At 71.3% G+C, this 25,180-nt stretch carries 21 protein-coding genes and 3 pseudogenes; 2 read left to right on the top strand and 22 right to left on the bottom strand.

The window, feature by feature from the left end; all coding sequences use genetic code 11:
• Window positions 1–6: 6 nt before the first annotated feature.
• The 18 genes and pseudogenes from treY to CSC68_RS08460 all read right to left on the bottom strand — a co-directional run bounded on the left by treY (window position 7) and on the right by CSC68_RS08460 (window position 21,433).
• Window positions 7–2,586, bottom strand: a complete 2,580-nt coding sequence (treY, locus tag CSC68_RS08375; RefSeq protein ID WP_162203110.1) for a malto-oligosyltrehalose synthase — start codon at window positions 2,584–2,586, stop codon at window positions 7–9.
• A pseudogene (locus tag CSC68_RS08380) lies at window positions 2,583–4,513 on the bottom strand (4-alpha-glucanotransferase). The gene treY and the pseudogene CSC68_RS08380 overlap by 4 nt, the downstream one beginning before the upstream one ends.
• Window positions 4,510–6,252, bottom strand: coding sequence for a malto-oligosyltrehalose trehalohydrolase (gene treZ, locus CSC68_RS08385; protein ID WP_162203111.1), 1,743 nt, complete (start codon window positions 6,250–6,252; stop codon window positions 4,510–4,512). Before treZ ends, CSC68_RS08380 begins: the two are co-directional and overlap by 4 nt.
• Window positions 6,249–8,480: a 1,4-alpha-glucan branching protein GlgB gene (glgB, locus tag CSC68_RS08390; RefSeq protein WP_162203112.1), complete on the bottom strand. Its 2,232-nt coding sequence runs from the start codon at window positions 8,478–8,480 to the stop codon at window positions 6,249–6,251. The genes treZ and glgB overlap by 4 nt, the downstream gene beginning before the upstream one ends.
• On the bottom strand, window positions 8,477–9,958 hold the full coding sequence (gene glgA, locus CSC68_RS08395; RefSeq protein ID WP_211365717.1) for a glycogen synthase GlgA: 1,482 nt from the start codon (window positions 9,956–9,958) through the stop codon (window positions 8,477–8,479). The genes glgB and glgA overlap by 4 nt, the downstream gene beginning before the upstream one ends.
• Window positions 9,959–10,337: 379 nt before the next feature.
• Window positions 10,338–10,937 carry a NapC/NirT family cytochrome c gene (locus tag CSC68_RS08400; protein ID WP_162203114.1) on the bottom strand — a complete coding sequence of 200 codons (600 nt, stop codon included), beginning with the start codon at window positions 10,935–10,937 and terminating at the stop codon, window positions 10,338–10,340.
• Complete coding sequence (locus CSC68_RS08405) at window positions 10,938–11,513, bottom strand: nitrate reductase cytochrome c-type subunit (protein WP_211365718.1); 576 nt, start codon at window positions 11,511–11,513, stop codon at window positions 10,938–10,940.
• A gap of 10 nt (window positions 11,514–11,523) precedes the next feature.
• Complete coding sequence (gene napA / locus CSC68_RS08410) at window positions 11,524–14,019, bottom strand: periplasmic nitrate reductase subunit alpha (protein WP_162203115.1); 2,496 nt, start codon at window positions 14,017–14,019, stop codon at window positions 11,524–11,526.
• Window positions 14,016–14,315 carry a chaperone NapD gene (locus tag CSC68_RS08415; RefSeq protein WP_162203116.1) on the bottom strand — a complete coding sequence of 100 codons (300 nt, stop codon included), beginning with the start codon at window positions 14,313–14,315 and terminating at the stop codon, window positions 14,016–14,018. Before CSC68_RS08415 ends, napA begins: the two co-directional genes overlap by 4 nt.
• Window positions 14,312–14,812, bottom strand: a complete 501-nt coding sequence (locus CSC68_RS08420; RefSeq protein ID WP_246193494.1) for a ferredoxin-type protein NapF — start codon at window positions 14,810–14,812, stop codon at window positions 14,312–14,314. Before CSC68_RS08420 ends, CSC68_RS08415 begins: the two co-directional genes overlap by 4 nt.
• Window positions 14,809–14,982, bottom strand: coding sequence for a periplasmic nitrate reductase, NapE protein (locus tag CSC68_RS08425; protein ID WP_343039879.1), 174 nt, complete (start codon window positions 14,980–14,982; stop codon window positions 14,809–14,811). Before CSC68_RS08425 ends, CSC68_RS08420 begins: the two co-directional genes overlap by 4 nt.
• Before the next feature lie 141 nt (window positions 14,983–15,123).
• Window positions 15,124–15,942, bottom strand: a pseudogene (locus CSC68_RS08430) (TIGR03915 family putative DNA repair protein); the annotation flags it as partial.
• The gene (locus CSC68_RS08435) at window positions 15,939–17,195 is read right to left on the bottom strand and encodes a putative DNA modification/repair radical SAM protein (RefSeq protein WP_162203118.1); all 1,257 of its coding nucleotides are present in this window, start codon (window positions 17,193–17,195) and stop codon (window positions 15,939–15,941) included. The pseudogene CSC68_RS08430 and the gene CSC68_RS08435, both read right to left, overlap by 4 nt.
• A gap of 75 nt (window positions 17,196–17,270) precedes the next feature.
• Window positions 17,271–17,546 carry a hypothetical protein gene (locus CSC68_RS08440; protein ID WP_162203119.1) on the bottom strand — a complete coding sequence of 92 codons (276 nt, stop codon included), beginning with the start codon at window positions 17,544–17,546 and terminating at the stop codon, window positions 17,271–17,273.
• A gap of 477 nt (window positions 17,547–18,023) precedes the next feature.
• Window positions 18,024–18,988: pseudogene (locus tag CSC68_RS08445) on the bottom strand (Kelch repeat-containing protein).
• A gap of 203 nt (window positions 18,989–19,191) precedes the next feature.
• Window positions 19,192–19,704 (bottom strand): hypothetical protein, encoded by a 513-nt coding sequence (locus tag CSC68_RS08450; protein WP_162203120.1) that lies wholly within the window; start codon window positions 19,702–19,704, stop codon window positions 19,192–19,194.
• A 135-nt stretch (window positions 19,705–19,839) separates the two neighbouring features.
• Window positions 19,840–20,703 (bottom strand): alpha/beta fold hydrolase, encoded by an 864-nt coding sequence (locus tag CSC68_RS08455; protein ID WP_162203121.1) that lies wholly within the window; start codon window positions 20,701–20,703, stop codon window positions 19,840–19,842.
• A 256-nt stretch (window positions 20,704–20,959) separates the two neighbouring features.
• Window positions 20,960–21,433 carry a YbjN domain-containing protein gene (locus CSC68_RS08460; RefSeq protein ID WP_162203122.1) on the bottom strand — a complete coding sequence of 158 codons (474 nt, stop codon included), beginning with the start codon at window positions 21,431–21,433 and terminating at the stop codon, window positions 20,960–20,962.
• A 515-nt stretch (window positions 21,434–21,948) separates the two neighbouring features.
• On the opposite strand from CSC68_RS08460, the gene CSC68_RS08465 reads away from it, so the two are divergent.
• On the top strand, window positions 21,949–22,140 hold the full coding sequence (locus CSC68_RS08465; protein ID WP_162203123.1) for a hypothetical protein: 192 nt from the start codon (window positions 21,949–21,951) through the stop codon (window positions 22,138–22,140).
• Here CSC68_RS08465 and CSC68_RS08470 read toward each other — a convergent pair.
• The 3 genes from CSC68_RS08470 to CSC68_RS08480 form a co-directional block, all read right to left on the bottom strand.
• Entirely contained in the window at window positions 22,088–22,435 is a 348-nt protein-coding gene (locus CSC68_RS08470; protein ID WP_162203124.1) for a hypothetical protein, read from the bottom strand. The two genes, CSC68_RS08465 and CSC68_RS08470, sit on opposite strands and share 53 nt — an antisense overlap.
• A gap of 116 nt (window positions 22,436–22,551) precedes the next feature.
• Window positions 22,552–22,905, bottom strand: a complete 354-nt coding sequence (locus CSC68_RS08475; protein ID WP_162203125.1) for an FKBP-type peptidyl-prolyl cis-trans isomerase — start codon at window positions 22,903–22,905, stop codon at window positions 22,552–22,554.
• Window positions 22,906–22,966: 61 nt separating this feature from the next.
• Complete coding sequence (locus CSC68_RS08480; RefSeq protein WP_162203126.1) at window positions 22,967–24,007, bottom strand: aldo/keto reductase; 1,041 nt, start codon at window positions 24,005–24,007, stop codon at window positions 22,967–22,969.
• Window positions 24,008–24,115: 108 nt separating this feature from the next.
• On the opposite strand from CSC68_RS08480, the gene CSC68_RS08485 reads away from it, so the two are divergent.
• Entirely contained in the window at window positions 24,116–24,721 is a 606-nt protein-coding gene (locus CSC68_RS08485) for a TetR/AcrR family transcriptional regulator (protein WP_162203127.1), read from the top strand.
• Window positions 24,722–24,776: 55 nt separating this feature from the next.
• Here the strand turns inward: CSC68_RS08485 and CSC68_RS08490 are convergent, their stop codons facing one another.
• The gene (locus CSC68_RS08490) at window positions 24,777–25,157 is read right to left on the bottom strand and encodes a hypothetical protein (RefSeq protein WP_162203128.1); all 381 of its coding nucleotides are present in this window, start codon (window positions 25,155–25,157) and stop codon (window positions 24,777–24,779) included.
• Window positions 25,158–25,180: the final 23 nt, after the last annotated feature.

Genomic DNA, 25,180 nt, shown 5'->3' on the forward strand with positions numbered 1-25,180 from the left:
CGTTCCTCATTCAGTGATCCACACTGCCACGGGCGAGCGTGCAAACAGCGTCGACAGCGGCACGTCCCGCGGCGATTCCAGTTCCAGGCGCGCATCTCCCAGCACGTCGCGCCAGTTGCCCGCGGGCAGGCGCAGGCTGCGCGCACCCCAGTGCGTTTCGGGCACAAGCAGTCCTTCGCCTTCCACCACCGGGGCATCGCCCACCAGCGCGCCGGCCCACAGCTGCTGGCGGCCGCTGCCGCGGAGGAATGCCACCACGTCCTCGCCTGCTGGCTGCGGCGTGTAGCGCGCCTGGAACAGCCGTGGATGCGTGCTGCGCCGCGCGAGCATGGACGCCAGCAGCCGGGCCTTGACCGCACCGTCCTGCCACTGTCGCAGCAGCGCCGGCCAGTCGCGGGCGTCGTCCAGCCAGGCACGGCGCAGGGCATAGTCCACGGGGCGACGGTTGTCGGGATCGACCAGGCTCAGGTCCCAGCCCTCGGTGCCCTGGTAAGTGTCAGGCACTCCGGGCGTGGCCAGCCGCAACAGCAGCTGGGCCAGGCCCAGGCGCGCTCCGGGCACGCCCAGCGCTTCGGCTGTCCGGGCCAGCGCCTGGTGCAGGGCGTTGTCCCTCAGCGCATGGCGCACCAGCGCATCGACTGCCGCTTCGACGGCCTCGTCCGGCTCGGTCCAGCTGCTGTGCTGCTTGCCCTCGCGCAGCGCCTTGGTCGCCCAGGCGACGACCCGGTCGGCGTATGCCTTGCGCGCCCTGTTGTCCCGAAGCTGCAGCGGCCAGGCCGCGACCAGGGTCTGCCACAGCATCAGGCGGAAGGTGGCCGGCACCGCGTCGCGCAGGCGCGGCGGCGTGGCCTCCTCGAAGACGTCGATCTGTTCGCCCCACCATTGCGGGCGATGCGACAGCGCCGCCAGCCGGGCGCGTGTGTCCTCGCCGCGCTTGTGGTCATGGGTGGCGGTGGCCAGCAACGCCAGGGGATGGCGCCTGGCGCGCTCGCGGCAGGCGCGGTGGAAGCCATCGATGCCCGGTGGTGCATGCAGCGGGTGGCTGCCGACCTCGTTGCGCGAGAGCAGCACGCCATGGCGGTAGAACGCGGTGTCCTCCACCGCCTTGGCGTTGAGCGGCGCGGTGAGCTGCTCGAAGCCGGCGCGCAGCCGCTGCAGGAGTGCGGCGGGCACGCCAGCCGCATCGGCGCCGCCCCGCAGCCAGCCGGTAAGCGCTGCCAGGGCCTGCTCCTCCGCCGGACCGAGATCGTCCCGCGCGGCAGCCGTGGCGGCATCGAGCCACGCGCCGCCTTCGGCATCCAGCCCGTCCTGGCCCGCATAGGTGCGGTAGACCGGGAATCGCACGCATAGAGCCTGCAGGGCGCGGGCCCACATCTGCGCGCTGAAATCGGCCAGCGCCGGCTCCTGCGCGGCGACCGCCAACAGCCTGTGCAGGCAACGGTTGAACTCGGCCTGCAGCGGGCCCCGCAGGACAAGCAGCCGCGCATCGCGCTCGACCGCGGCGAAGTCGCCCTCGCCACCGGCCTGCTCCCAGCGCGCACGCAGGTCCTGCAGGCCGGCGGCGTCATGCAGCACCGCGCCGGCCTGGTCCATGAAGTCGTAGCCGGTCGTGCCCTGGCTGGGCCAGGACGCCGGCAGCTGCTCGCCGGGTGCGAGGATCTTTTCCACGTACAGCAGCGCCTGTCCCGCCGCGAGGCCGCGACGCGCGCCGGCACGGTCCAGCGCCCCGCGCAGCGCCTGCACGTAGCCGGTGGGATCGGTCAGGCCGTCGACATGGTCCACGCGCACGCCGTCGATCACGCCCTCGGCCAGCAGTCGCAGCGGCAGCGCATGCACCGCCTCGAACACGTCGCGGCGTTCCACCCGCAGCGCGGCCAGCGAGGTGATGTCGAAGAAGCGGCGGTAATTGATGCGGTCGTTGCCCGCGCGCCACCAGAGCAGCCGGTAAGCCTGGCGTTCGAGGATGCCGGCCAGCGTGCCCTCGCCGCGGCGGGCCCCGGCATTGACGCGTTCCAGCCAGGCCCCCGCGCGGGCGCCGGCAGGTGCCGGTACCGTGCCGGGACCCAGCGGCCAGGCCTGGTCGTAATGGCGCACTTGCCAGCCATCGTCCCGGCGCTCCAACTGCAACAGGCCTTCGGCCAGCGCCGCATGCAGCGGACGGTCCAGCACTGGCAGCAGCAGGCGGCCACCCGCGCCGGGCGCCTCCCAGTCGACGTCGAACCAGTCGGCATGCCGGCTGCGGGGTCCGTGCCTGAGCAGGTCCATCCACCACGCGTTGCTGGCGTGGGTGGCCATGTGGTTGGGCACGATGTCCAGCAGCAGGCCCATGCCATGTTCGCGCGCGGCCTGCGACAGGCGCAGCAGGGCCGGCTCGCCCCCCAGCTCCGGGTTCACCCGGGTCGGATCGGTGTTGTCGTAGCCATGGGTCGAGCCGGGCACCGCGGCGCCGACCGGCGACAGGTACAGGTGACTGATGCCCAGGCGGGCGAAGTAGCCGACCTGCGCCGTGGCGTCGTCCAGGGTGAAGCCTGCATGCAGCTGCAGGCGCATGGTGGCCCGGGGAGCGGGGGGCGAAGGCCGGCTCATGGCGTCGCCTCCGCCGCGTCGCTGCGGGCCTGGGCGAAGGCCTGCAGCGATGTATCCAGGACCGGCTCCGGCAGCGGATCCGGCAGGCGCCTGCGCCAGTTGGGATGGCTGTCGGTGGTCCCGGGCAGGTTGGGCTGTTCGCCCAGGCCCAGCGCGTCCTCGGCCGGCAACAGCGCAAGCACGGCCGGGGACGGGCGGTAAACCGCAAGGCATCCATGCGCAGGTCCCCGCTGTCGATGCCCTCGGTGCGGAAGGCCTTGCGCAGGCGCGCCACGTCGGCCTGCCGCTCCTGCCACTGCGGCGTGGCAAGCAGCGCTTCGGGCGTTCCCTCCTGCAGTCCCAGGCGCCAGGCGATGTCGCGCCCCTCACCCCAGCCGGCGATGCTGGGCAGGTCGTGTGTGGTGGTGGTGGCGACCGCATGGCGGCGCCAGCGCTTGGGCGGCATGAACGCGCCGCGGCGGTCGCGGGTGAACGGCAGCACGTCGATCCCCAGTACGCCGCGGCGCGCCAGCTTCGCGCGGATGCCCGGCGGTACCACGCCCAGGTCCTCGCCGATCACGATGCAGCGGTGGCGCCAGGACTCCAGCGCCAGCAGGTCGAGCAGCACATCCAGCTCGCAGCGCAGGTAAACGCCGTCGCGTGCACTGGCGCCGCGCGGCACGACCCACAGCCGCTGCAGGCCGAGGATATGGTCGATGCGCACGCCACCGCGGTCGCGCATCACCGCGCGCAGCAGCTCGATGAACGGCGCGAAGCCCGACTGCCGCAACCCGGTGGGCGAATAGCCGCTGATGCCCCAGGCCTGCCCTTCGGCATTGAATGCATCCGGCGGCGCGCCCAGTTCCAGTCCCCGCAGCACCGCCGACGGCGAAGCCGCGGCCTCGCTGCCGGACGGGTCGAAGCCCACCGCCAGGTCCGCGACAAGGCCGATGCCCAGCCCGGCCCCGCGCGCCTGTCGCTGGCACTGCGCCCAGGCGGTGCGTGCCAGCCATTGCCCGAACAGGTGCAGCTGCGCGGCGTCCTCGTCATCGCCGGCGGTGAACGCCACATACGCGGCCACTTCCGGTGGCGGCGCGGCGGCGAAGCGCGTGAAGTCCGCCTGCAGGTCGGGGCGCAGGGCCAGGCCATGCGCATGCAGCCGGCGCAGCCAGGCCCACTTGGCAGGCCGCGCCGCGGCCCAGTCGACGAACCGCGCCGACTCCAGTTCACGCAGGCGCGGGCGCAGGCCCGGATCATCCTCCAGCGCCTGTTCCGCCACTTCGCCGAATACCTGCGACGGCGAGGCATGCAGGGGATCGAGGCAGCGCCTGTCGCTGGGTGCGTAGGGGCTGTAATAGCCCGCGCCCTCGAGCGCGGCATGTACCGGGCTCAGCGCCAGCGCGTCGCCACCGGCGGCGGCCAGCCTGCGCAGCCAGTCGCTGCAGCCTGCGGTGTCGCCAATGCCGCCATCGCCCGGGGTGCGCGCCGAGTACACCTGTAGCGCCACGCCCCAGGCGCGTCCATCCGGCACCGCATCCTCCACGCCGAAGCAACGATCCGGCGCCACGGCGACCCGGCGCGGCGCGCCGTCGCGCAAGGTCCAGTAACCCGGCGTCAGTGGCACGCGCACGCGGCCACGCGCGTCGACCCGTGCGTCCTCGCGTTCGCCGTCCTCCGATTCCCACTGCCGCAGGCCAGGTCCGCCGCCGACCGCGATCCGGGTACCTGGACGGGCGGTCACCAGCGGCGGCTCGGCCTGCACGGCCTGCACCCGATGCAGGCTGTCGCGGCGCTGCGCCACCGTGGCCGCGGGAAGATCCATCGCCGCCAGTACCCCGTGCAGGGTGGCGTCGGACACCACCTGCGGCCGGCCGGAGACATCGGTCCATTCGCGGCACAGGCCCGCAGCCTCGGCCAGGGCGTGCAGGCTCGCGTCGTCCCCGCTCATGGGCCCACCCTGCGCACGCGCAGCCGGTCCGGCGGCAGCTCGCCCTCCTCCATCGGCCCGGTGCGCAGCAGGTCGCGTCCCGGCGGCAGGGCGCTGGGAAGCGTGGCGCGGCCGAGGTTCAGTTCGATCCACCACTGCGCCCCGCCCAGCTGCCAGCCGGCAGCGACGGCGGACTCGCCGATCACGCGCCCACCAAGTGGCCGGGCCTGGTCCAGGTGCGGCATCAGCTCGCGGGCGCGCAGGGCGAGCAGTCCGCCGAACCAGGCCAGCCACGCCCCGGCCAGGGCATCGTCCCCGGCCGGCCAGGGCGCGCGCGAAGCCTCGAAGGTCGAGGCCGCGTTGGGATCGGGAATCGTGCGCCTGGCCTCGGCGCTGGCGAAGGCGGCGAAGTGCGCGAACTCGCGGCGGCGGCCTTCGCGCACGGCCTCGTCCAGGGGCGCCTGGAAGTCGGTGAAGAACAGGAAGGGCTCGCGCGCCGCCCAGGGTTCGCCCATGAAGAACAGCGGCACCATCGGGGTCAGCGCGGTCAGGGCCATCGCCACGCGCAGGCGTTCCGGCGTGACCAGCACTGACAGCCGCTCGCCGCAGGCGCGGTTGCCGATCTGGTCATGGTTCTGGGCGAAGGCGACGAAGCGTTCCGGCGGCACATCCGCGCTCGACTCGCCACGGACGCGCCCCCGCGGGGTGGTCTCGCCCTGCCAGGCAAAGCCCTCTCCAAGCACGCGCGCCAGGTGCGCGGCGGCCTGCGGCGCGTAATCGCCGTAATAGCCCTCGTCCTCGCCGGTCAGCAGCACGTGCAGGGCGTTGTGGAAGTCGTCGTCCCACTGCGCGGTGAAACCCCCGCGCAGCAGGCTGGCCTGGTTGTGCTCGTTCTCCAGCACCAGGTGCACGTGGCGGTCGGCAGGCAGGGCCGCATGCACCGCCTTCCGCAGCTGGTGGAGGAAGGCGGTCGGCTCGATCGCATGCACCGCGTCCAGGCGCAGTCCGTCGAAGCGGTATTCCTCCAGCCACATCAGCGCATTGGCGATGAAATAGCCCTGCACCGCCGGCTGCCCGAAATCGATGGCCTCGCCCCAGGGTGTGTGCGAGCCGGCGCGGAAGAACGACGAGGCATAGCTGCCCAGGTAGTTCCCGTCCGGGCCGAAGTGGTTGTAGACCACGTCCAGCAGCACCATCAGGCCCAGGCCATGGGCCTCGTCCACCAACGCCTTGAGCTCGTCCGGGGTGCCATAGGCATTGGCGGGAGCGAACGGCAGCACCCCGTCGTAGCCCCAGTTGCGGCTGCCCGGGAACTGGGCCAGCGGCATCAGCTCGATCGCGGTAATCCCCAGTGCCGCCAGCCGCGGCAGCTGCGCGCGTACCCCGACATAGCCGCCGCACGCGCCGACATGCAGTTCGTAGACCACCGCCTCGCGCCAGGGCCGGCCACGCCAGTCGTCGTGGCGCCACGTGTAATCGCCGCGGTACAGGGCGCTGGGTCCGTGCACGCCTTCGGGCTGCCAGCGCGAAGCCGGATCCGGTACCTCGTTGCCACCATCGATGCGATAGCGGTAGCGCGCGCCCTCAACGGCCGCCGTTTCGACTTCGAACCAGCCATCGCCCGCTGCCCACATCGGCACGGCCTGGCCGGCGAGCACGAGTTCCACCTGGCGCGCATCCGGAGCCCAAAAACGGAAGCGCCAGTTCCCCTCCCCGGCTGGGCAGGCGCCCGGGGGCTTGGACGCGGTGATGGCGCTCATGCCCCGGCCTGGAGGTAAAGCGTGGCCAGCGGCGGCAACGTCAGGGCCAGCGACTGCGCGTGGCCATGCATGGGTCGCCGCACCGTCTGCAGCAGGCCGCCATTGCCGACGTTGCTGCCACCGTAATGGGCGCTGTCGGTGTTGAGCAGCTCGCGCCAGCCGCCGGCGCAGGGCACGCCTACCGAGTAGCCATGGTGCACGGCCGGGGTGAGGTTGGTCACCGCCAGCACCGGTGGCGCGCGCCCTTCCGGATCGTGGCGCAGGAAGGCGACCACGTTGTTGCGCGAGTCGTCGGCCACGCTCCACTCGAAGCTGCGCTCGTCCTGCTCGGCCACGTGCAGGGCCGGCTGCGCGCGAAGCATGCGGTTGAGGTCGCCGACCAGCCGCGCCAGCCCATCGTTGAGGGGGCGCTTCGCTTCTTCCCAGTCCAGCTGGGCATCGTGGTTCCATTCGGCCAGCTGGCCGCACTCGCCGCCCATGAACAGCAGCTTGGCCCCGGGGTGCGCCCACATCAGGGCGAAATAGGCCCGCAGGTTGGCGAAGCGCTGCCACTCGTCTCCGGGCATGCGCCGCAGCAGCGAGCCCTTGCCGTGCACCACCTCGTCATGCGACAGCGGCAGCACGAAGCGCTCGGCGAAGGCGTAGACCAGGCCGAACGTCATCTCGCTGTGGTGCCAGCCGCGATGGATCGGATCGCGCCCCATGTGCTGGAGGGTGTCGTGCATCCAGCCCATGTTCCACTTGTGGGTGAAACCCAGCCCGCCGTGTTCGGCCGGCGCGGTGACGCCCGGCCATGCGGTGGACTCCTCGGCGATCAGCATCACGTCCGGGAAGCGGCGGCGCAGCTCGCTGTTCATCCGGCGCAGGAAACCGATCGCCTGCAGGTTCTCGCGTCCGCCATGCTCGTTGGGAACCCACTCGCCCTCGGGCCGGCTGTAGTCGCGGTAGAGCATCGAGGCCACCGCGTCCACGCGCAGGCCGTCGATATGGAAGCGCTCGATCCATTCCAGCGCCGAGCCGACCAGGAAGGCCGAGACCTCGTTGCGGCCGTAGTTGTAGATCAGGGTGTGCCAGTCGCGGTGGAAGCCCTCGCGCGGGTCCTCGTGCTCGTACAGCGCGGTGCCGTCGAAACGCTGCAGGCCGTGCGCGTCGGTCGGGAAGTGGGCACTGACCCAGTCCAGGATCACGCCGATCCCGGCGCGATGGCAGCGGTCGACGAAGCGCGCGAACGCCGCCGGTTCGCCATGGCGCGCGGTAGGCGCATAGATGCCCAGCGGCTGGTAGCCCCAGGAGCCACCGAACGGATGCTCGCTGACCGGCAGCAGCTCGATATGGGTAAAGCCCAGCGCCTGCACGTGCGGAATCAGCTCGTCGCCCAGCGCGTCCCAGTCCGGCGCGCGCCCTTCGGCATCGCGTCGCCAGGAGCCGGCATGCACCTCGTAGATCGAAAGCGGCCTGCCTTCCCAGCCACGCGAGGCCATCCATTCCTCGTCGTTCCAGGCGAACGGCGCGGGATCGGCCACCCGCGATGCGGTGGACGGCGGCAGTTCGCACTGGCGTGCGCAGGGGTCGGCCTTGTGCGGCAGGCGTGCGCCGTCCAGCCCGGTGATCTCGTACTTGTACAGGGCGCCGGCCCGCACGCGCGGCAGGAAGATCTCCCAGACGCCGGCACGATGGCGCAGGCGCATGGGGTGGCGACGCCCGTCCCAGCCGTTGAAGTCGCCCACCACGGCCACGCGCCGGGCATTGGGCGCCCATACCGCGAAGCGCACGCCCTCGACTTCGCCCAGCCGCATGGGATGGGCGCCCAGCGCCGCGCGGCAGGCCTCGCCATCGCCGGCCGACAGGCGCTCCAGCAACGCCTCGTCCAGCAACGCGCCGAACCCGTAGGCATCCTCGGTCTCCTCGACCCGGTCGCCCCAGTCCACCCGCAGCAGGTGCACGCCGCCGCCGTCGACCCGTGCCTCGAACACGCCGAACACCGAAGTCGGCCGCAGCGCGGGCCACTGGTCCGGGCCGGTGCCGCAGCTCACCGCAACCGCCCCCGGGAACAGGACCCGCAGGCAGAACCCGCCTTCCGGCAGCGCATGCGCGCCAAGCCAGGCGAAGGCGTCGACCGGCTCGCCCGCCGCGAGCGCCGCCAGGGCGGCGTCGCGTTCCGGATCCCCGGGGCCGCCCGGGAAGGCTGGTTCGCATTCCTGCGGCATGGCCGCCACCCCTTCGCTCATGCGGTCAGCCCCCGGGTTGCGGCGATCCCGGCCGCCTGGCGGTAGAGCGCGTGGTACTGCTGCCCGGCCGGCGTCCAGCCACCGGGGCGCAGCATGGCCGCGCGGCGCATGGCGCCCAGCAGCAGCGGACTGCGGAAGGTACGTATCGCGCGCTGCAGGCAGCGGCGCAGGCCGTCGGCGCTGGCGCCCTCGAACAGGAAGCCGGTCACGCCGTCGTCGACCGTGTCGATCAGGCCGCCGGTCGCATGCGCAACCGGCAGGCAGCCGAAGCGCTGCGCGTACATCTGGCTGAGGCCGCAGGGCTCGAAGCGCGATGGCATCAACAGGAAGTCCGCACCGGCGAACATCCGCCGGGCCAGCCCTTCCTCGAAGCCGATGAAGGCTCCTACGGCGCCGGGGAAGCGGCGCACCAGGGCGGCCACCTGCGCCTCCACCTGCGGCTCGCCGCCGCCGATGATCACCACCTGGCCGCCGGCGGCCACGATCTGCGGCGCCACCTCGCAGGTGATGTCCAGGCCCTTCTGGTGGACCAGTCGCGAGACGACCGCGAACAGCGGGCCGCCGTTGTCCGGCAGGCCGAACGCGGTGCGTACCGCGCGCGCGTTGAGATGGCGGTCGCGGCAGTCGGCAGGGCTGAAACGCGCCGGCAGGGAACGGTCGGTGGCCGGGTCCCAGCTGTCGTCGATGCCGTTGACGATCCCGCTGAGGTGGCCCTGCGCGGCCCGCCTGGCCAGCAGCTCGTGCAGGCCACAGCCCTCCTCCGGCCCCACGATCTGCGCCGCATAGCTGACGCTGACGGTGTTGATGCGGGTTGCGTTGATGATCCCGGCCTTGAGGAACGAAAGCCGGCCATGGAACTCCATGTCCTCCAGGTGCGCCTTCGGCACGCCGATGGCCTTGGCCACGCTGCGCGGGAACACGCCCTGGTAGGCGAGGTTGTGGATGGTCAGCACGCTCGGGGTGTCACCGCCGGTCCAGCGCACGTAGGCCGCGGCCATGGCCGAGGGCCAGTCGTTGAGGTGCAGCAGGGCCGGCCGCCACTTCAGTCCGCAGCCACCGGCGCCGATGCGCGCGGCGGCATGGGCGAAGGTGGCGAAGCGGATTGCATTGTCGTCCCACTCGGCGCCGGAGCCGTCCACGTAGGGCGAGCCGCTCCGCTCGAACAGTTCCGGGCACAGCAGCACGTAGACCGGCAGGCCGTCGGCCTGGTGGGTCAGGCCGATCCGGCATTCCGGCAGGCCGGCATGGGCGTCCACCCGGCCGACGATGTTCATGGCGCGGATGCGCTGCAGGACTTCCGGGTAGCCCGGGATCAGCACGCGCACGTCGCAGGCAGGGCGCAGCGCGCGCGGCAGGGCGGCGGCGACGTCGCCGAGGCCGCCGGCCTTGAGGAAGTCCGCCATCTCGGAGACGACGAAGAGCACCGGGATGCTGTGGTGGCCCGGCTGCGGCAGCACGGCTGCCGACTGGCGGCGCATGAAGCGCCCCCGTTCATCCCGTGGTGGAAGCCGCAGCGACTTCTGTTCACGTAACGCGACAACACCGACGGAATCGGGGGCGGCTGACATCGCAGTGGCTCGTTGTTCTGGGGTTGACGTTTCCCGCACCACCCCTTGCAGGGGGCAGCGGAGGTTCGTTTTGGGAGGTCAACGCAGATCGTGGGGGATATGCGCGAGCTACGGCTGCAATCTACAGCGCGTTCCGATAAATACGTTGTGAATTCCAACCGTCACCGGTGTGACTTTTGCGGATTTTCCTGCGAGGTCACGTAACCCGTTCATGCGGGTGCGCCATCACACCCTCCATGCGCCGGCGCATGCAACGGTCATGCAGTGGATTGCACCACGATGGGGCGATTCAGCCCTGCGGCACGCCCGCCATGTCCGGCAGGCGATGGGCGATGCCCTTGTGGCAGTCGATGCAGGTCTTCTCGCCGGTGCCCAGCCACAGCTTGTGGACCTGGGCCGCGCGCGCGCCCTGGCGGGTCAGGTCCATCGAATCGAAGTCGTGGCAGTTGCGGCACTCCAGCGAGTCGTTGGCCTTCAGCCGCGCCCACTCGTGGCTGGCCAGCACCAGCCGCTCGTCAAGGAATTTCTCGCGGGTATTGATGGTGCCGAAGATCTTGCCCCAGACCTCCTTGGAGGCCTGCATCTTGCGCGCGATCTTGTCGGTCCAGTTGTGCGGGACATGGCAGTCCGGGCAGGTGGCGCGCACGCCGGAGCGGTTGGTGTAGTGGATCGTGGTCTTCAGCTCCTCGAACACGTTGTCGCGCATCTCGTGGCAGGTGGTGCAGAAGCGCTCGGTATTGGTCGCCTCCAGCGCGGTGTTGAACCCGCCCCAGAACAGGACGCCGGCGATGAACCCGGCCACGGTCAGGAACCCCAGGCTGTAGTAGCGGCTGGGCGAACGCAGGGTCATCCACAGCAGCGACACGTGGCGGCGGAGGCGGCGGAGCATTCAGTGCACCTCCGCCTGCGGGGCCGCCGGATCGGCAAGCAGGCTGTCGATGTCGCGGAAGCCGTTGGCCACCAGGGTCGGGGCATCGGTCTGGACCACGTGGCACTGCATGCAGAAGTAGCGGCGCGGCGAGATCGAGGCGAGGAACTGGTCGTCGCGGTCCATGTAGTGGGTGACGCTCACCGGCGGGGCCTGGAAGGTGGCCGCGTTGGCGCGGGCGTGGCACAGCATGCAGCGGTTGCTGTTCCGGTCGACCTGGTAGCCGTCGATCGCGTGGGGAATGGTCGGCGGCTGCATCGGATAGGCCCGCACCCGCTTGATGTCGGTGTTCTCCACCCGCGCGATCGGCGGCGGGTGGCCTTCCTGGTCCACCGGCACGCCGCGGCGGATGGCGTCGATCTGCCCGGAACCGGGGATGAAGACGGCCCGCGCGTCCACCGGCACGGATGCGGTGGCCTGCGGTTGCGGCGCCCGCGCCTCGCGCGCGCCGCGACCCAGGATCACGCCGAGGAAGAACAGCAGTGCCCCCAGCACGACGGCCAGGGCGATTGCGACCAGCGGCATCCGGTTTCGCATGACGCGGCTCCTATGCGGGGAGGACCTTGACCGCGCACTTCTTGTAGTCGGTCTGCTTGGAGATGGGATCGGTGGCGTCCAGGGTGACCTTGTTGATCAGCTGGCCGGCATCGAACCAGGGCACGAACACCACCCCGCGCGGCATGCGGTTGCGGCCGCGCGTCTCGACCCGGGTGCGCATCTCGCCGCGACGCGAGGCCACCCGCACCTCGTCGCCGCGCTTGAGCCCGCGCGCGCGGGCGTCGTCGGGGTTCATGAAGCACACCGCGGCGGGGAACGCCCTGTAGAGCTCGGGGATGCGCATGGTCATCGAGCCGGAATGCCAGTGCTCCAGCACCCGTCCGGTCACCAGCCACAGGTCGTACTCGTCGTCGGGCGCCTCGGCCGGCGGCTCGTAGGGCAGCGCCCAGATCACCGCCTTGCCGTCCTTGTTGCCGTAGAACTGGAAGCCGGTCCCGGGCTTGACGTAGGGATCGCTGCCTTCGCGGTAGCGCCAGCGGGTTTCCTTGCCGTCCACCACCGGCCAGCGCAGGCCACGCGCCCGATGGTAGGCGTCGAACGGCGCCAGGTCGTGGCCGTGGCCGCGTCCGAACTCGGCGTACTCCTCGAACAGGCCTTTTTGCACGTAGAAGCCGAAGTGCTGGGACTCCTGGTTGGCGTAGCCCTGTTCGATATCCGACAGCGGGAACGCGTCGACCTTGCCGTTGGCGAACAGCACCTCGAACAGGGTCTTGCCGCGGTAGGCCGGATTGGCGTCGAGGATCTCCTTCGGCCAGCACTCGTCGGTGGTGAAGCGCCTGGAGAACTCCATCAGCTGCCACAGGTCCGAACGGGCCTCGCCCGGGGCCTGCACCAGCTGGTGCCAGAACTGGGTGCGGCGCTCGGCATTGCCGTAGGCGCCCTCCTTCTCCACCCACATCGCCGCCGGCAGGATCAGGTCGGCGGCCTGCGCGGTGACCGTGGGATAGGCGTCGGAGACGACGATGAAGTTCGCCGGGTTGCGGTAGCCGGGCCAGGTCTCCTGCAGCAGGTTGGCGCCGGCCTGCATGTTGTTGTTGACCTGCACCCAGTAGGCATTGAGCAGGCCGTCCTTCAGCGCGCGGTTCTGCTCCACCGCGTGGTAGCCGGGCTTCGGATTCAGCAGGCCGCGCGGAAGCTTCCAGATCTCCTCGGCGTGCTGGCGGTGCTCCGGGTTGGCCACCAGCATGTCAGCCGGCAGACGGTGGCTGAAGGTGCCCACCTCGCGCGCGGTGCCGCAGGCCGAGGGCTGGCCGGTCAGCGAGAACGGGCTGTTGCCCGGGGTGGAGATCTTCCCGGTCAGCAGGTGGATGTTGTAGACCATGTTGTTGGCCCACACCCCGCGGGTGTGCTGGTTGAAGCCCATGGTCCAGAACGACATCACCCTGACCTTCGGATCGGCGTACAGCTCGGCCAGCTGCTGCAGCCAGCCGGCCTCGACCCCGGTCATCTCTACCGCGTGCTGCAGGGTATAGGGCGCGACCAGGCGGGCGAAGTCATCGAAACTGCACGGCTCGCCGGCGCCGGGATCGGCCGCGCCGCTGGCGGCCACCTCCAGCGGATGCTCCGGGCGCAGGCCGTAGCCGATGTCGGTCGCGCCGCGCTTGAAGGTGGCGTGCTTCTCCACGAACTGCCGGTCCACCCGCCCGGTGCGGATGATGTGGTTGGCGATGTAGTTGAGGATCACCAGGTCGGTCTGCGGCTTGAACACCACCGGGATGTCGGCCAGCTCGAAGCTGCGGTGCTCGAAGGTGGACAGCACCGCCACCTTCACGTGCGGGTTGGACAGCCGGCGGTCCGTGACCCGGGTCCACAGGATCGGGTGCATCTCGGCCATGTTCGAGCCCCACAGCACGAAAGCGTCGGCCGCCTCGATGTCGTCGTAGCAGCCCATCGGCTCGTCCATGCCGAAGGTGCGCATGAAGCCATAGGCGGCCGAGGCCATGCAGTGGCGCGCGTTGGGATCCAGGTGGTTGCTGCGGAAGCCGGCGCGCATCAGCTTGGTCGCCGCATAGCCCTCCCAGACGGTCCACTGCCCGGAGCCGAACATGCCGATGCCCTCGCCGCCCTTGGTCCTGAGCACACGCTTGAACTGCTCGGCCATCACGTCGAAGGCCTCGTCCCAGGACACCGGGGTGAAGTCGCCGTCCTTGGCATAGGCGCCGTTCTTCTTGCGCAGCAGCGGCGTGGTCAGGCGGTCGGCGCCATACAGCACCTTGGACAGGAAGTAACCCTTGACGCAGTTGATGCCACGGTTGACCTCGGCATGCACGTCGCCATGGGTGGCGACCACCCGGCCGTCGCGCACGGCCACGTTGACTCCGCAGCCGGTGCCGCAGTAGCGGCACGGCGCCTTGTCCCACTTCAGGCCGGTGCGGTCGCCTTCGGTGACCACGTTGGTGCCGCCGCCGGGTAATGGCAGCCCGGCGGCTGCGGCGGCGGTGGCCGCGGCGGCGGTGCGGATGAATTCGCGGCGCGTGGTGCTCATGCGGAAGCTCCACTGGCAATGGGCGGGGAAACCGGTTCGTCGAGCGCGTCCGCCGGTTCGGCATGGTGGTGCACCAGCAGCACGTTGAGCACGCCGGGCAGCTCACGCAGGCGGTCGACCAGGTCCATCACCTGGTACCGGTCCGCGGTTTCGCAGACCACCACGCTGCGCGTGTCACTGGCGATGGCCAGCTCCAGCGCCGGCTCGGCCGCGACCGCCGCGCGCAGCGCCTGCAGCGCACCGGCGCGGTGCTGGAGCACGAAGGAGGCGATGTGGACCTCGTCCGGTGCGTTCATGCGCAGGCCTCCTCCATTCCGGCCAGCGAGATCGCACTGGCCGGGCATACGCCGACGCAGGCGCCACAACCGGTGCAACGCAGGGCATCGACGGAGGCGGCGCCGCGCCCGCCGGGTGGGACGCGGATCGCCCGCTCCGGACAGACTTCGCGGCAGCTGGCGCATACGATCCCGGAACCGGCCAGGCAGGCTCCGGCGACCGTCGCACGCAGGCCCCAGGGGGGCAGCCGCGTGCGCTGCAATGCACCGGTGCCGCAGGCCTCCACGCAGGCGCCACAGAACGTGCACTCGCCGATGCCGGCAGCCGGGTCGAACCGGGGCAGGCCATCGGCGGCGCGCCCCAGCACACGCTCCGGACAGGCGCCGATGCACGCGTCGCAGCTGGTGCAGTATTCGACGAACCGTGCTTCGGGGATCGCCCAGGGTGGGCGCGGGCCGCAGGGGCCGGCGCCGAACAGCAGTTTCCGTCGGGAGAGTGCGGCGCCGGCCATGGTCATGGACCTGTGGGCGGGCCTGCGAACAGCAGCTGCCACATCCAGACCATGAAGCCGTATCCGGCCACGATCAGGATCGCCAGCAGCGGGAACACCACCGCTGTCACCAACAGGAACGCGATGCGCTCCTGCCGCCGTGTGACCTCCATCTTGGGGCCGGCATCCTGCTCCACGTGCCTACCTTTTCAGGCTGGGTCCAGTGCAGTACGCGACGGAGGCTAGCACAGCAGCAAGGCACTGGCGTGACGCACTGCGGGAGCCGCCGCGCACGCCCGCACGACCGTGACCGGACGCACGCCGGCGCACCTCTTTCAGGGGCGGCGAGGGAGGCGCCTGCGCGGCGGCTGCGGTTCGCGCTCGGCCATGTCGCGGACCCGCAAGCCCGCCTCGCGCACCAGGGTCGGCAGCAGCTGCGCCTCCGGCAGCAGATGCCAGTATTTCTGCGGCATCTCCTGGCGCATCATCCGGGTGTTCAGGCGCGCCGGGTTGAAGATGCTGGCGTAGTAGGTGCGCCACAGCCCGTCATGCGCATCCTCCGCCGGAACATCGGCACGCGGGCCTCCGGGACCGGCCCACAACCGTTCGCCATCCCAGCGGGCGCTGCGGTACGGGGTGACGATGGTCCAGCGCATGCCGGCGAAACGGCGCGCGAAGAACGGCGCCACCCGGTCGACGATGAAGTGCTCCGGCTCGAACCAGGCGATGTAGGTCTCCTCCTCGCCCGGCACCGCGCGGAAGCGCACGAAGGCCTTCATCTTGTGGGTATCGCGGCGCACCGACTTTTCCAGCGCGCGGGCCCGGACCACGTCGGCATCGGTGCTGCGCTCCAGCAGCTGGCGCTGGCCATGGCCGATGCGGCAGAGCATCCGGTACAGCAGCGCATGCCGCTGCGGGTCGCGATGGCAGAGCACGCGCGCGGCAAGATCGAGGAACGCGGCCGGGACCGCCGGCTGCGGCGGATCCGGCGCCAACGGCGCCTGGTCCAGCCCCGGCCATGGCAGCAGGCCGCCCTGGGCATCGCCGCTCCAGTCCATCTGCTCCGGCGCCAGCCCGGCGGCGAAGGCATGGCGTGCGGCGGCACGCCAGGACGCCAGGTCCCACGGCGGATCGACCCGGGCGCGGAAGCCGGTCACGCGAACAGGTCGGCCTGGCGCGGCCTGGGCGCCAGCTGCGCGCGCAGCCGGGCCGGATCATCCAGGCGCGTACGCGGATGGTGGTCCAGCACGCTCACGAATGGCAGCAGCTTCTTCAGCGGCGCGCGCAGGCGGGCGAGGTCGTCCAGGCGCAGCCGGCCATGGCGGCGCGCGCTCACCAGGCGGTCGACATTGCGCGCACCCAAGCCGGGCACGCGCAGCAGCATCTCGCGCGGCGCGGTGTTGAGGTCCACCGGGAAGCGTTCCGGATTGCGCAAGGCCCAGGCCAGCTTGGGATCGATGTCCAGGTCGAGCATGCCGCCACCGTCCCCGGGGCGATCGGGCACGATCTCCTCCACGCCGAACCCGTAGAAGCGCAGCAGCCAGTCGGCCTGGTAGAGCCGGTGCTCGCGCTGCAGCGGCGGTGCGCGCGGCGGCAGCTGCGCCGAGGCATCCGGGATCGGGCTGAAGGCCGAGTAGTACACCCGCCTCATGCGGAAATCGCCGTACAGCGCGCTGCTGGTGCGCAGGATCACCGCGTCGTCGGCGCCATCGGCGCCCACGATCATCTGCGTGCTCTGCCCGGCCGGCGCGAACCGGGGCGGCCGGCGCCGGGGCGTGGCCTTCGCGGCGCGACGCGCCTCGGCGTTCTCATCCATGCGCCAGCGCAGCTCGCCCATGGCATCGCGGATGCCGTCGGCGCGCTTTTCCGGCGCCAGTCTCGCCAGGCCCTCGACCGTCGGCAGTTCGACATTGATGCTGAGCCGGTCGGCGTAGCGCCCGGCCTTCTCCAGCAGTTCCGGCGAGGCCTCCGGAATGGTCTTGAGGTGGATGTACCCGGCGAAGTGGTGGTCCTCGCGCAGGCTGCGCGCCACCTCCACCAGCTGCTCCATGGTGTAGTCGCCATTGCGGATGATGCCGCTGGAGAGGAACAGGCCCTCGATGTAGTTGCGCTTGTAGAAGTCCAGCGTAAGCCGGACCACCTCGCCGGTGGCGAAGCGGGCGCGGCGCACGTTGCTGCTGGCCCGGTTGATGCAGTAGGCGCAGTCGTAGATGCAGAAGTTCGTCAGCAGGATCTTGAGCAGCGATACGCAGCGGCCGTCGGGCGTATACGAGTGGCAGATGCCCATGCCCTCGGTGCTGCCGACGCCCTTCGTGCCGCGCGCGTCGCGACGCCCTGCACCGCTGGAGGCGCAGGAGGCGTCGTACTTGGCCGCGTCAGCGAGGATCGCCAGCTTGTCGGTCAGCTCCATGCCGGCACGTTGGCCGGCACCCGTCTCAGCGGGTGAGACGCACCTACCTTGCCGATGAACCGTTCAATGCGAGGCTCAGGGCAGGCTGCGCCGCACGTAGACCGGATCGCCCTGCACGTCGGTGCGCACGGTGGTCGCGGCAGGCGCGGCGGCGGCCACCGGGGGCGTGGTCAGCAGGTCGTTGGTGCGGCGCTGCTCGGCGATCAACTGGCGCAGCAGCGGCTTGATCCCGAACACGGCAAACGGCACCAGGATCCACAGCACGGTCAGGATCAGGGCGAAGATGCCGGCGGCGATCATGAGCACATTCATGCCCGTGGCGGCGGCGTCGTTGGTGATGGTCAGCAGCATGGCCTGGCTCCTCGTCGGCCAGGCACCGCGCCCGGCATCGCGGACCATGCTTGGCCAGCCACCCGTCCATGGCCGGTGAATCCTCCGCGCACGGCCGATCCACGCGCCATGCGCAAGCTGCAGGCGCATGGACGCGGTCCCCACGCAAGGCGCGCGTCGCGACGGGATGGGACGGGATCACGCGCCCGGACGGGCGCGCCGCTTCAGCGGCTGCGCTCGCGGCGCAGGGCGAAGGTCGCCAGGCCGACGATGGCGGCCAGGCCGATGGCGAGGAACACGAAGACGGGCGTCAAGGACATGGAAGCTCCCTTTCGTTCTGGACGGGCCCGCGGCGATTGCCCGGGCAGCTACGGGATGCTGCTTCGCGACCGCCCCTTCCGGTCGCGTCCGGCCGGGGACATGCTGCGGCCGAGCCCCCTTATACCCGCCCTTACCCACGCCGCCACGCTGCACTGCACAGCAGCACCCCCCGCCTGATCAACGGGGAAAGCGCAGGTGGTCGTCCAGTTCCGGGCCGCCGCCACGGTCGCCGCTGCCGGCGGCCACGTGCACCGCTTCGTCCAGCACCGTGGCCTGGGTGCCGTGGCGGCCGCGCGGCAACGGCGGCAGCGCGCTCCAGCGGCCGCTGCGCGGATCGTAGGCTTCCACCTCGGCGTGTGCCGGCACCTGGCGCGCGCTTTCGCCGCCCATCACCAGCAGCCGGCCACCCAGGGCCACCGCACCGGCGCCGGCGCGCGGGGTCGGCAGCGGCGCGTCGAGCGTGCTCCAGCGCGCGGCCTCGAAGTCATACACGTCGACGGCGGTGATGGTCAGCGACAGCGTGTCGCCGGTGTCATGCGAGGTACGGCGTCCGCCCGCGGCGTAGAGCTTTCCGTCCAGCACCGCGGCGTGGAAGTGGTCTCGCGCATGCGGCGCGTCGGGCAGTTCCTCCCAGCGCCCGGTGGCCGGATCGAACGCATCCAGCCACGGCACGTAGCCGCTCATGTGCCCGCGGGTATTGCCGCCCGCCAGGTAGATGCGGCCTCCATGCGAGACCACGCCGGCGGCACCGCGGCGGCGGTGCGCGGGGATTTCCGCGGTCTGGCTCCAGCGGTCGGCCCCGGGGTCGTAGACCAGCACATGGGTCAGCGGCTGCTCTTCCGGGTATTGGCCGGTGAATGCGCCCAGCACGTACAGGCGCCCGGCGTGGGCGACGGCCTGGAAATGGTGGATCTCCATCGGCGGTGCGGCACCCCGCGTCCAGGCCCCGGGCGCCGGATCGAAGATGGCCCGCGGACGCCCGCCGCGTCCGCCGAGCAGGTAGAGCCGGCCATCCACGGCGACGAAGGCGTCTCGTGCCGCGCGTGCGGCGCGCCCTGCGTCGCCACCGCTGCCGACCAGGCCGCGGGCGCGGCGGATGCCGGCATAACGGCTGCGAGCAGCGCGGTGCACAAGACGTGGATCGCGCGCGCAGGTGCGCGCCGGAACTGCGGCTTGGTCATGGCGGATCCCGGTGGCGGCGAGGCAGGTGCGCGCATGCGCGCGGCCAAGGTCGCCGCTATCGGCCGCCTGCGTCAATCCGCCACGTCGTCGCCGGCTCCGTCCGCCAGCGCATGGTTGGACAGGTGACGCAACGGGAACGGTCCGCGACGCTTCGCGGTGCGGCTCAGCGCCCGGCCGGGCGCGGACCGGGCGCGGACAGCGGATACGGTCCCCAGCCCGGCCCCGGTCCATAGGGACCATGGAACCCGTGCGGACCGTCGTAGGTACCGATGTTCAACTGCAGGTTCATCGTCCGCGAGCCGCCGTCGTCGGTCGCGTATTCCTTGCAGTAGTTGATCGTGGCCGCCTGCCAGTTGCTGTTGCCGCCACGCTTCGAATAACCGACCCCGGCCTCGACCGAGCCGGTGATGTCGGTCTCCTCGCCATCCGGCGAGGTCGGGCAGGCGGGTCGGCGCACGACCAGCGGGCGCTCCGGCTGCGACGGCACGCCGGAAGTGTCTCCGTACCAGGTGCCCGGCGGGTCGTTGCGGTAGCCGGCCAGCGCGGACTGCGGCAGGGCCAGGTCCAGCGCTTCGGCGCTTTCGCCCTCGCCAGCGCCCGGTTCGGCGGCGGCGGCAGGCATGGCGGCGACCAGCAGGGCCAGGCCCAGGAAGGCAGGGAACGTGATCGTGCGCATGGGACGGTTCCGGGCGCCGCCGGAAGGCGGCATGTGGACACCGTAACAGCCCCGGCTTGAACGCCGGCTTGCGACCGGCAGCACGACGGGCGGCAATGCCGCCCGTCGTGGGGGGGGGGGGGCGCGGCGCGCGGCTCAGTGGCGCAGGAAGTCCAGCAGGTCCTGGTTGAGCCGGTCCTTGTGGGTGTCGGTGATGCCGTGCGGGCCGCCCGGATACACGATCAGCTCCGCGCCCTTCACCAGCGCCGCCGAAGCGCGGCCGGAAAGGTCGATCGGCACCACCTGGTCGTCGTCGCCATGGATCACCAGGGTCCGCACGTCGAACTTCTTCAGGTCCTCGCGGAAGTCGGTGGCCGAGAACGCGGCGATCGAGTCGTAGGTGTTCTTGTGGCCGCCCTGCATGCCCTGCGCCCAGAACGACTGGATCAGGCCCTGGTTCGGCTTGGCGCCCGGACGGTTGAAGCCGAAGAACGGACCGGAGGCGATGTCCAGGTACAGCTGCGAGCGGTTCTCGATCGAACCCTTGCGCAGGCCGTCGAACACTTCGATCGGCAGGCCGCCCGGGTTGTCGTCGGTCTTGAGCATCAGCGGCGGAACCGACGAGACCAGCACCGCGGCCTTGACCCGCGAGGTGCCGTGGCGGCCGATGTAGCGCGCGACCTCGCCGCCGCCGGTGGAGAAGCCGACCAGGGTGGCGTCGCGCAGGTCCAGCGCCTCGATCACCGCGGCCAGGTCGTCGGCGTAGTGGTCCATGTCGTTGCCGTCCCACGGCTGGCTGGAACGGCCATGGCCGCGGCGGTCATGGGCGACGACGCGGAAGCCGTGGTCGGCCAGGAACAGCATCTGCGATTCCCAGCTGTCCGAGCTCAGCGGCCAGCCGTGGCTGAAGGTGACGACCGGGCCGTCCTTCGGGCCCCAGTCCTTGTAGTACAGCTGCACGCCATCGCGGGTGGTGACGTAGTTGGCGGTGCGGGAAACGGTCGAATTGCGGGTATCCATGACAGTGCTCCTGGGAAGGGGGAGAAGTCCCGGCGCGGTGCGCTGCCGGTGGAGTTACTGTGCGTGGAGGACGTTTCCCGGAGGTGATGCAGCGTCCGGGAAACTTCACCGGACGTCCGGGAGGCGCTGGAAGCGGCGCTGGCGCCGTGGCAGGCGGGAGCGGACGTCCCGCCGCAGGAAGCAGGCCGCACCGGGTGGTGCCCGGTACGGCGCGGGCGCGGCGCGGCGGCGGATCCCGCGCCGCGCCGGCGGCGGATCAGAAGTCCACGGCGTCCTTGAAGTTGACCAGCAGGGTCCGGAACATCTCGACCTGGCTGCGCAGGTGGGCCTGGGCATCGGCGTGCAGGACCTCGAAGTCGTACTGCAGGTACGGGTCCATCTCCTCGTCCAGGAACATGCGCACGTAGCGGTACTGCTTGTTGAAGCGGTTGGCGACGAAGTACGTGGTGCCGTCGTCCAGGTCCAGCGCCGTCTCCAGCTGCAGCGAACCACAGCGGCCGTCCTTCTTGCAGTCGTAGAAGTTCAGGCGCGCGTGCAGGCCGTCGATCACGAAGTTGATCTGCGGATCGCCGACGCCATCGGTCGCCAGTTCCGGCGACAGGTCCATCGAACGCATCACCGCCAGCGCCTCCTTGCCGCTGATGCGCTCGGCCGCGGCCTCGGCGGCCAGCAGCGGCGACGCCAGCGCCAGCGCCACGCCCAGCAGGCGCATGTTGGTCTTGTTCCCCATTCTTCCCCCCTGTCGAGTAGTGGCGACATGCCACCTTGCATGAATGGCGGGGCGTAGGCACCGGGGGGGCCTGGCGCCAGCGCGCCCGCCCTGTCCGGCGACTTTCCCCGGCGGAAGAATACCCCGCCGTCCCCGCGCCCGGTCAGCTGCGCGGGTCGTCCGGCAGGCCGAACCACTGGGCCATGACCGGCAACAGCAGCATCACCCCGGCGGCGATGCACAGCGAGATGCCGGTGTCGACGGGACACCGGCGGGATCCCGGGCACGAACGCGGCCACGCAAAGCCCGACCGCCACCCGCACCCGCGCGCGCATTGTTTCGCCCGGCTCGACCGGCGCCATGGCGGGTGCCGCATGGGGTTGGCCGGAGCGTCCAGCTCGCCCCCCGGTATCCGGGGTGCAGCGTCGCAGGGTCCCGCGCGAGTCTCCCACGGACCGCCGCCGGCCCGCCAGCTATGCTGCCGGCGACGGCGGCCCTCCGGGCGCCGCCACCCGCCAAGCCTGAGGAGCCGTTGCATGACGCCACTGGACAAGCCCATCCGTCGCGAACTGGCCATAGGCGACGAGCTGTACACGCTCACCATCAGCCCCGAGGGCCTGAAGCTGGTGCCCAAGGGCCGGCGCAAGGGCCTGGAGCTGGCCTGGAGCGACCTGGTCAGCGGCGACGCCGCGCTGGCTTCCGCGCTGCAGGCTTCGCTGGAGCGCTGAACCCGGCTCCGGCCGGCGGCCCTGGGACCTGTGCCGCCGCGCCCGGGTCCGGCTGCAGCTTCCGCAGCCATGCCAGCGCGCCGGGCGCCATGCCCATGAACTTCGGCGCGTCGGCCAGCGGCGCCACCAGCAGCCGTGCCGGTCGCGCCTTCCGTTTCAGCGCGTGGTACAGCTGCGAGCGGCTGTGCGCCGAGGCCGCCAGGTACAGCCCGCCACCGAGCGGGCGCAGGCCCGGCGCCGGATCCAGTCCCGCGTCCGGTTCGACGAATACCAGGTAGAGGATGCCGCCTTCCATGCCGCGACCATCGCAGGCAGGCGCACAGGAAGGCGTGAACCACGGCGCGGGGCGCGCCATGGGCGGCCGATGGCGGGCGCCGCGCAGGCGTTCCGCCATCGCCGCGACGCAGCGGCTCAGGTGCCGAGCAGCTCCACTTCGAACTTCAGGGTGGCGTTGGGCGGGATCACGCCACCGGCGCCGCGCGCGCCGTAGCCCAGTGCCGGCGGGATGACCAGGACGCGGGTGCCGCCGACCTTCATGCCGGCCACGCCCTCGTCCCAGCCCTTGATCACCATGCCCGCGCCCAGCGGGAAGATGAAGGGCTCGTCGCGGTCCTTGCTGGAATCGAACTTGGCGCCCTGCTCGCCGTCCTGGTACAGCCAGCCGGTGTAGTGCACGGTCACGTTGCGGCCCGGCGCCGCCTCCGGGCCGTTGCCGACGACCGTGTCCTCGTACTGCAGGCCGGAGGCGGTGGTGGTGAAAGCCATTGGCATTCCTTGTGTATGTGGCGATCCACGGGGCGCACAGTCTAGTCGGCGGCGGCCGCGGTCAGGCCGCCGCGACGATGCGTCCGGCGGGCGGGCGCCGGCGCAGCGCGGTTTCCGCCAGCGACGGCGGCACGTAGGCGGCCCGTTCCAGCGGGGCGATGTCCGCACCGGGCGGGACGACGGCATCGATCGCGTCCAGCAGCGCGTCGTCCAGCGTCACGGAGGCACCGGCGAGCAGGTCCTCCAGCTGTTCCATCGTGCGCGGGCCGATGATCGCGGCGGTCACCGCCGGGTGCGACACCACGAAGGCCAGCGCCATGTGCGTCAGCGACATGCCGGCCCCGGCGGCCAGCGGAAGCAGCCGCTCGACCGCCTCGAGGCTGGCGTCGTCGGTCATCGCTCCGGGGAAGAACTTCACCCGTAGCGAATCCGGCGTCTCGCGGCCCTTGCGGTACTTGCCGGTGAGCATGCCCTTGGCCAGCGGACTCCAGGCCATCACGCCCATGCCGTAGCGCTGGCAGGTCGGCAGCACCTCCCGTTCGATGGCGCGGTTGAGGATCGAATACGGCGGCTGCTCGGTGTGGAAGCGCGCCAGTCCCCTGCGTTCGGCCACCCATTGCGCCTCGACGATGTCCGCGGCGGGGAACGTGGAGGCGCCGATCGCGCGCACCTTGCCCGCGCGCACCAGGTCGGTGAGGGCCGACAGGGTCTCCTCGATGTCGGTGGCCGGGTCCGGCCGGTGCAGCTGGTAGAGGTCGATGTAGTCGGTCTGCAGCCGGCGCAGCGAATCGTCCACCGCGCGGACCAGCCAGCGGCGCGAACCACCGCGGTGGTTGGGGTCCTCGCCCATCGGCAGGGCCGCCTTGGTCGCCAGCACCACCTGGTCGCGCCGGCCCTTGAGCGCCTTGCCGACGATCACCTCCGATTCGCCCTCGCTGTAGGCATCGGCGGTGTCGATGAAGTTGATCCCCGCCTCCAGGGCCCTGTGGACCATGCGGATGCAGTCGTCGTGGTCGGGATTGGCCAGTTTCCCGAACATCATCGCGCCCAGGCAGTAGGGGCTGACATGGATGCCGGTTCGGCCGAGCGTGCGGTAGTGCATGATTGCCTCCTGTGGCCCGGCCGCGGATGGCCAGGTATGTCGGATTGAAAACGGAACACGATTCCGTTTATACGGAACAATGTTCCGCTTTGCAAACGTGGATCTGGAATGGCGAAGAAAGCCGAAATCGGACAAGGGGCGGAACCGGCGCGGGGCGGCCGCCGCGCCGACGCCCAGCGCAACCTCGATGCGCTGCTGCGCGCGGGGGTGGAGGTGTTCGCCGAATCGGGCGTGGATGCGCCCATGCGCGAGATCGCGGCGCGCGCGGGGGTCGGGGTCGGCACCCTGTACCGGCACTTCCCGCAGCGCTCGGACCTGATCAAGGCGATCATCCAGCGCGAGGTCGATGCCTGCGCCAGCCACGCCGCAGCCCTCGCCGCGCGCCACGATCCGGAGCAGGCGCTTGCGGCCTGGATGCAGAAACTGGTCGACCTCGCCGCGACCAAGCGCGGCCTCGGCCCGGCCCTGCACTCCGGCGACGCGGCCTACCAGGCGCTGCCCGACTACGTGCTCGGACAGCTCACGCCCGCGCTGGAATCCCTGCTCCAGGCGGCCGCAGCCGCTGGCGCGATCCGCGACGACGTCGATCCACGCGAGTTCCTGCTGGCCACCCTGCGCCTGGCCGCGCCGGCCAGCGAAGGCAATACCGCCGAGGCCCGGCGGATGGTGGCCCTGCTGTGCGACGGCCTGCGTTCCGGCGCGCGCGGCAACTGAGTCCCAAGCACCAGGCGCGATCCATCACGCGCGACCACGTTGCGCGCGGGGGCGCTCAGCGCCGTGCCTGTCCTTCGGAGCGGGAGTTCCGCAGCAGCCAGCCCACGCGCTGCCCGAGCCACAGGCCGCAGATGCCCGCGACCCACGCATACGGAACATGCGGCGCGGACAGGCCGAGCAGGGCCAGCATTGCCAGCGCCGGCGCCTGCGCCAGGCCGATGCGCAGGCGTCCATCGCGATGCCAGCCCAGGAACGCGTCCTGTCCGGGCCTGTGGGTGAGGTACGCCACCAGGGCCATCGCCGCCACGCCGGCCAGGTAGTAACCCAGCAGCGCGGCCGCGCCGCCGGGCTTTGCCCCCCACCCCAGCATCAGCACGGCCGCCACCGCCGTAAGCTCGATCCGGACCCCGGACCCGATGGTTTCGCGCAGCTCCATCCACGCCTCCATGTATCGAACCC

The organism is Pseudoxanthomonas suwonensis (genome assembly GCF_010093235.1).
GTDB lineage: Bacteria > Pseudomonadota > Gammaproteobacteria > Xanthomonadales > Xanthomonadaceae > Pseudoxanthomonas > Pseudoxanthomonas suwonensis.

Coding starts and splice junctions, on each gene's coding strand:
- treY (WP_162203110.1), bottom strand. CDS start 2,586: ATGAGCCGGCCTTCGCCCCCCGCTCCCCGGGCCACCATGCGCCTGCAG.
- treZ (WP_162203111.1), bottom strand. CDS start 6,252: ATGAGCGCCATCACCGCGTCCAAGCCCCCGGGCGCCTGCCCAGCCGGG.
- glgB (WP_162203112.1), bottom strand. CDS start 8,480: ATGAGCGAAGGGGTGGCGGCCATGCCGCAGGAATGCGAACCAGCCTTC.
- glgA (WP_211365717.1), bottom strand. CDS start 9,958: ATGCGCCGCCAGTCGGCAGCCGTGCTGCCGCAGCCGGGCCACCACAGC.
- CSC68_RS08400 (WP_162203114.1), bottom strand. CDS start 10,937: ATGCTCCGCCGCCTCCGCCGCCACGTGTCGCTGCTGTGGATGACCCTG.
- CSC68_RS08405 (WP_211365718.1), bottom strand. CDS start 11,513: ATGCGAAACCGGATGCCGCTGGTCGCAATCGCCCTGGCCGTCGTGCTG.
- napA (WP_162203115.1), bottom strand. CDS start 14,019: ATGAGCACCACGCGCCGCGAATTCATCCGCACCGCCGCCGCGGCCACC.
- CSC68_RS08415 (WP_162203116.1), bottom strand. CDS start 14,315: ATGAACGCACCGGACGAGGTCCACATCGCCTCCTTCGTGCTCCAGCAC.
- CSC68_RS08420 (WP_246193494.1), bottom strand. CDS start 14,812: ATGACCATGGCCGGCGCCGCACTCTCCCGACGGAAACTGCTGTTCGGC.
- CSC68_RS08435 (WP_162203118.1), bottom strand. CDS start 17,195: ATGGAGCTGACCGACAAGCTGGCGATCCTCGCTGACGCGGCCAAGTAC.
- CSC68_RS08440 (WP_162203119.1), bottom strand. CDS start 17,546: ATGCTGCTGACCATCACCAACGACGCCGCCGCCACGGGCATGAATGTG.
- CSC68_RS08450 (WP_162203120.1), bottom strand. CDS start 19,704: ATGCGCACGATCACGTTCCCTGCCTTCCTGGGCCTGGCCCTGCTGGTC.
- CSC68_RS08455 (WP_162203121.1), bottom strand. CDS start 20,703: ATGGATACCCGCAATTCGACCGTTTCCCGCACCGCCAACTACGTCACC.
- CSC68_RS08460 (WP_162203122.1), bottom strand. CDS start 21,433: ATGGGGAACAAGACCAACATGCGCCTGCTGGGCGTGGCGCTGGCGCTG.
- CSC68_RS08465 (WP_162203123.1), top strand. CDS start 21,949: ATGACGCCACTGGACAAGCCCATCCGTCGCGAACTGGCCATAGGCGAC.
- CSC68_RS08470 (WP_162203124.1), bottom strand. CDS start 22,435: ATGGAAGGCGGCATCCTCTACCTGGTATTCGTCGAACCGGACGCGGGA.
- CSC68_RS08475 (WP_162203125.1), bottom strand. CDS start 22,905: ATGGCTTTCACCACCACCGCCTCCGGCCTGCAGTACGAGGACACGGTC.
- CSC68_RS08480 (WP_162203126.1), bottom strand. CDS start 24,007: ATGCACTACCGCACGCTCGGCCGAACCGGCATCCATGTCAGCCCCTAC.
- CSC68_RS08485 (WP_162203127.1), top strand. CDS start 24,116: ATGGCGAAGAAAGCCGAAATCGGACAAGGGGCGGAACCGGCGCGGGGC.
- CSC68_RS08490 (WP_162203128.1), bottom strand. CDS start 25,157: ATGGAGCTGCGCGAAACCATCGGGTCCGGGGTCCGGATCGAGCTTACG.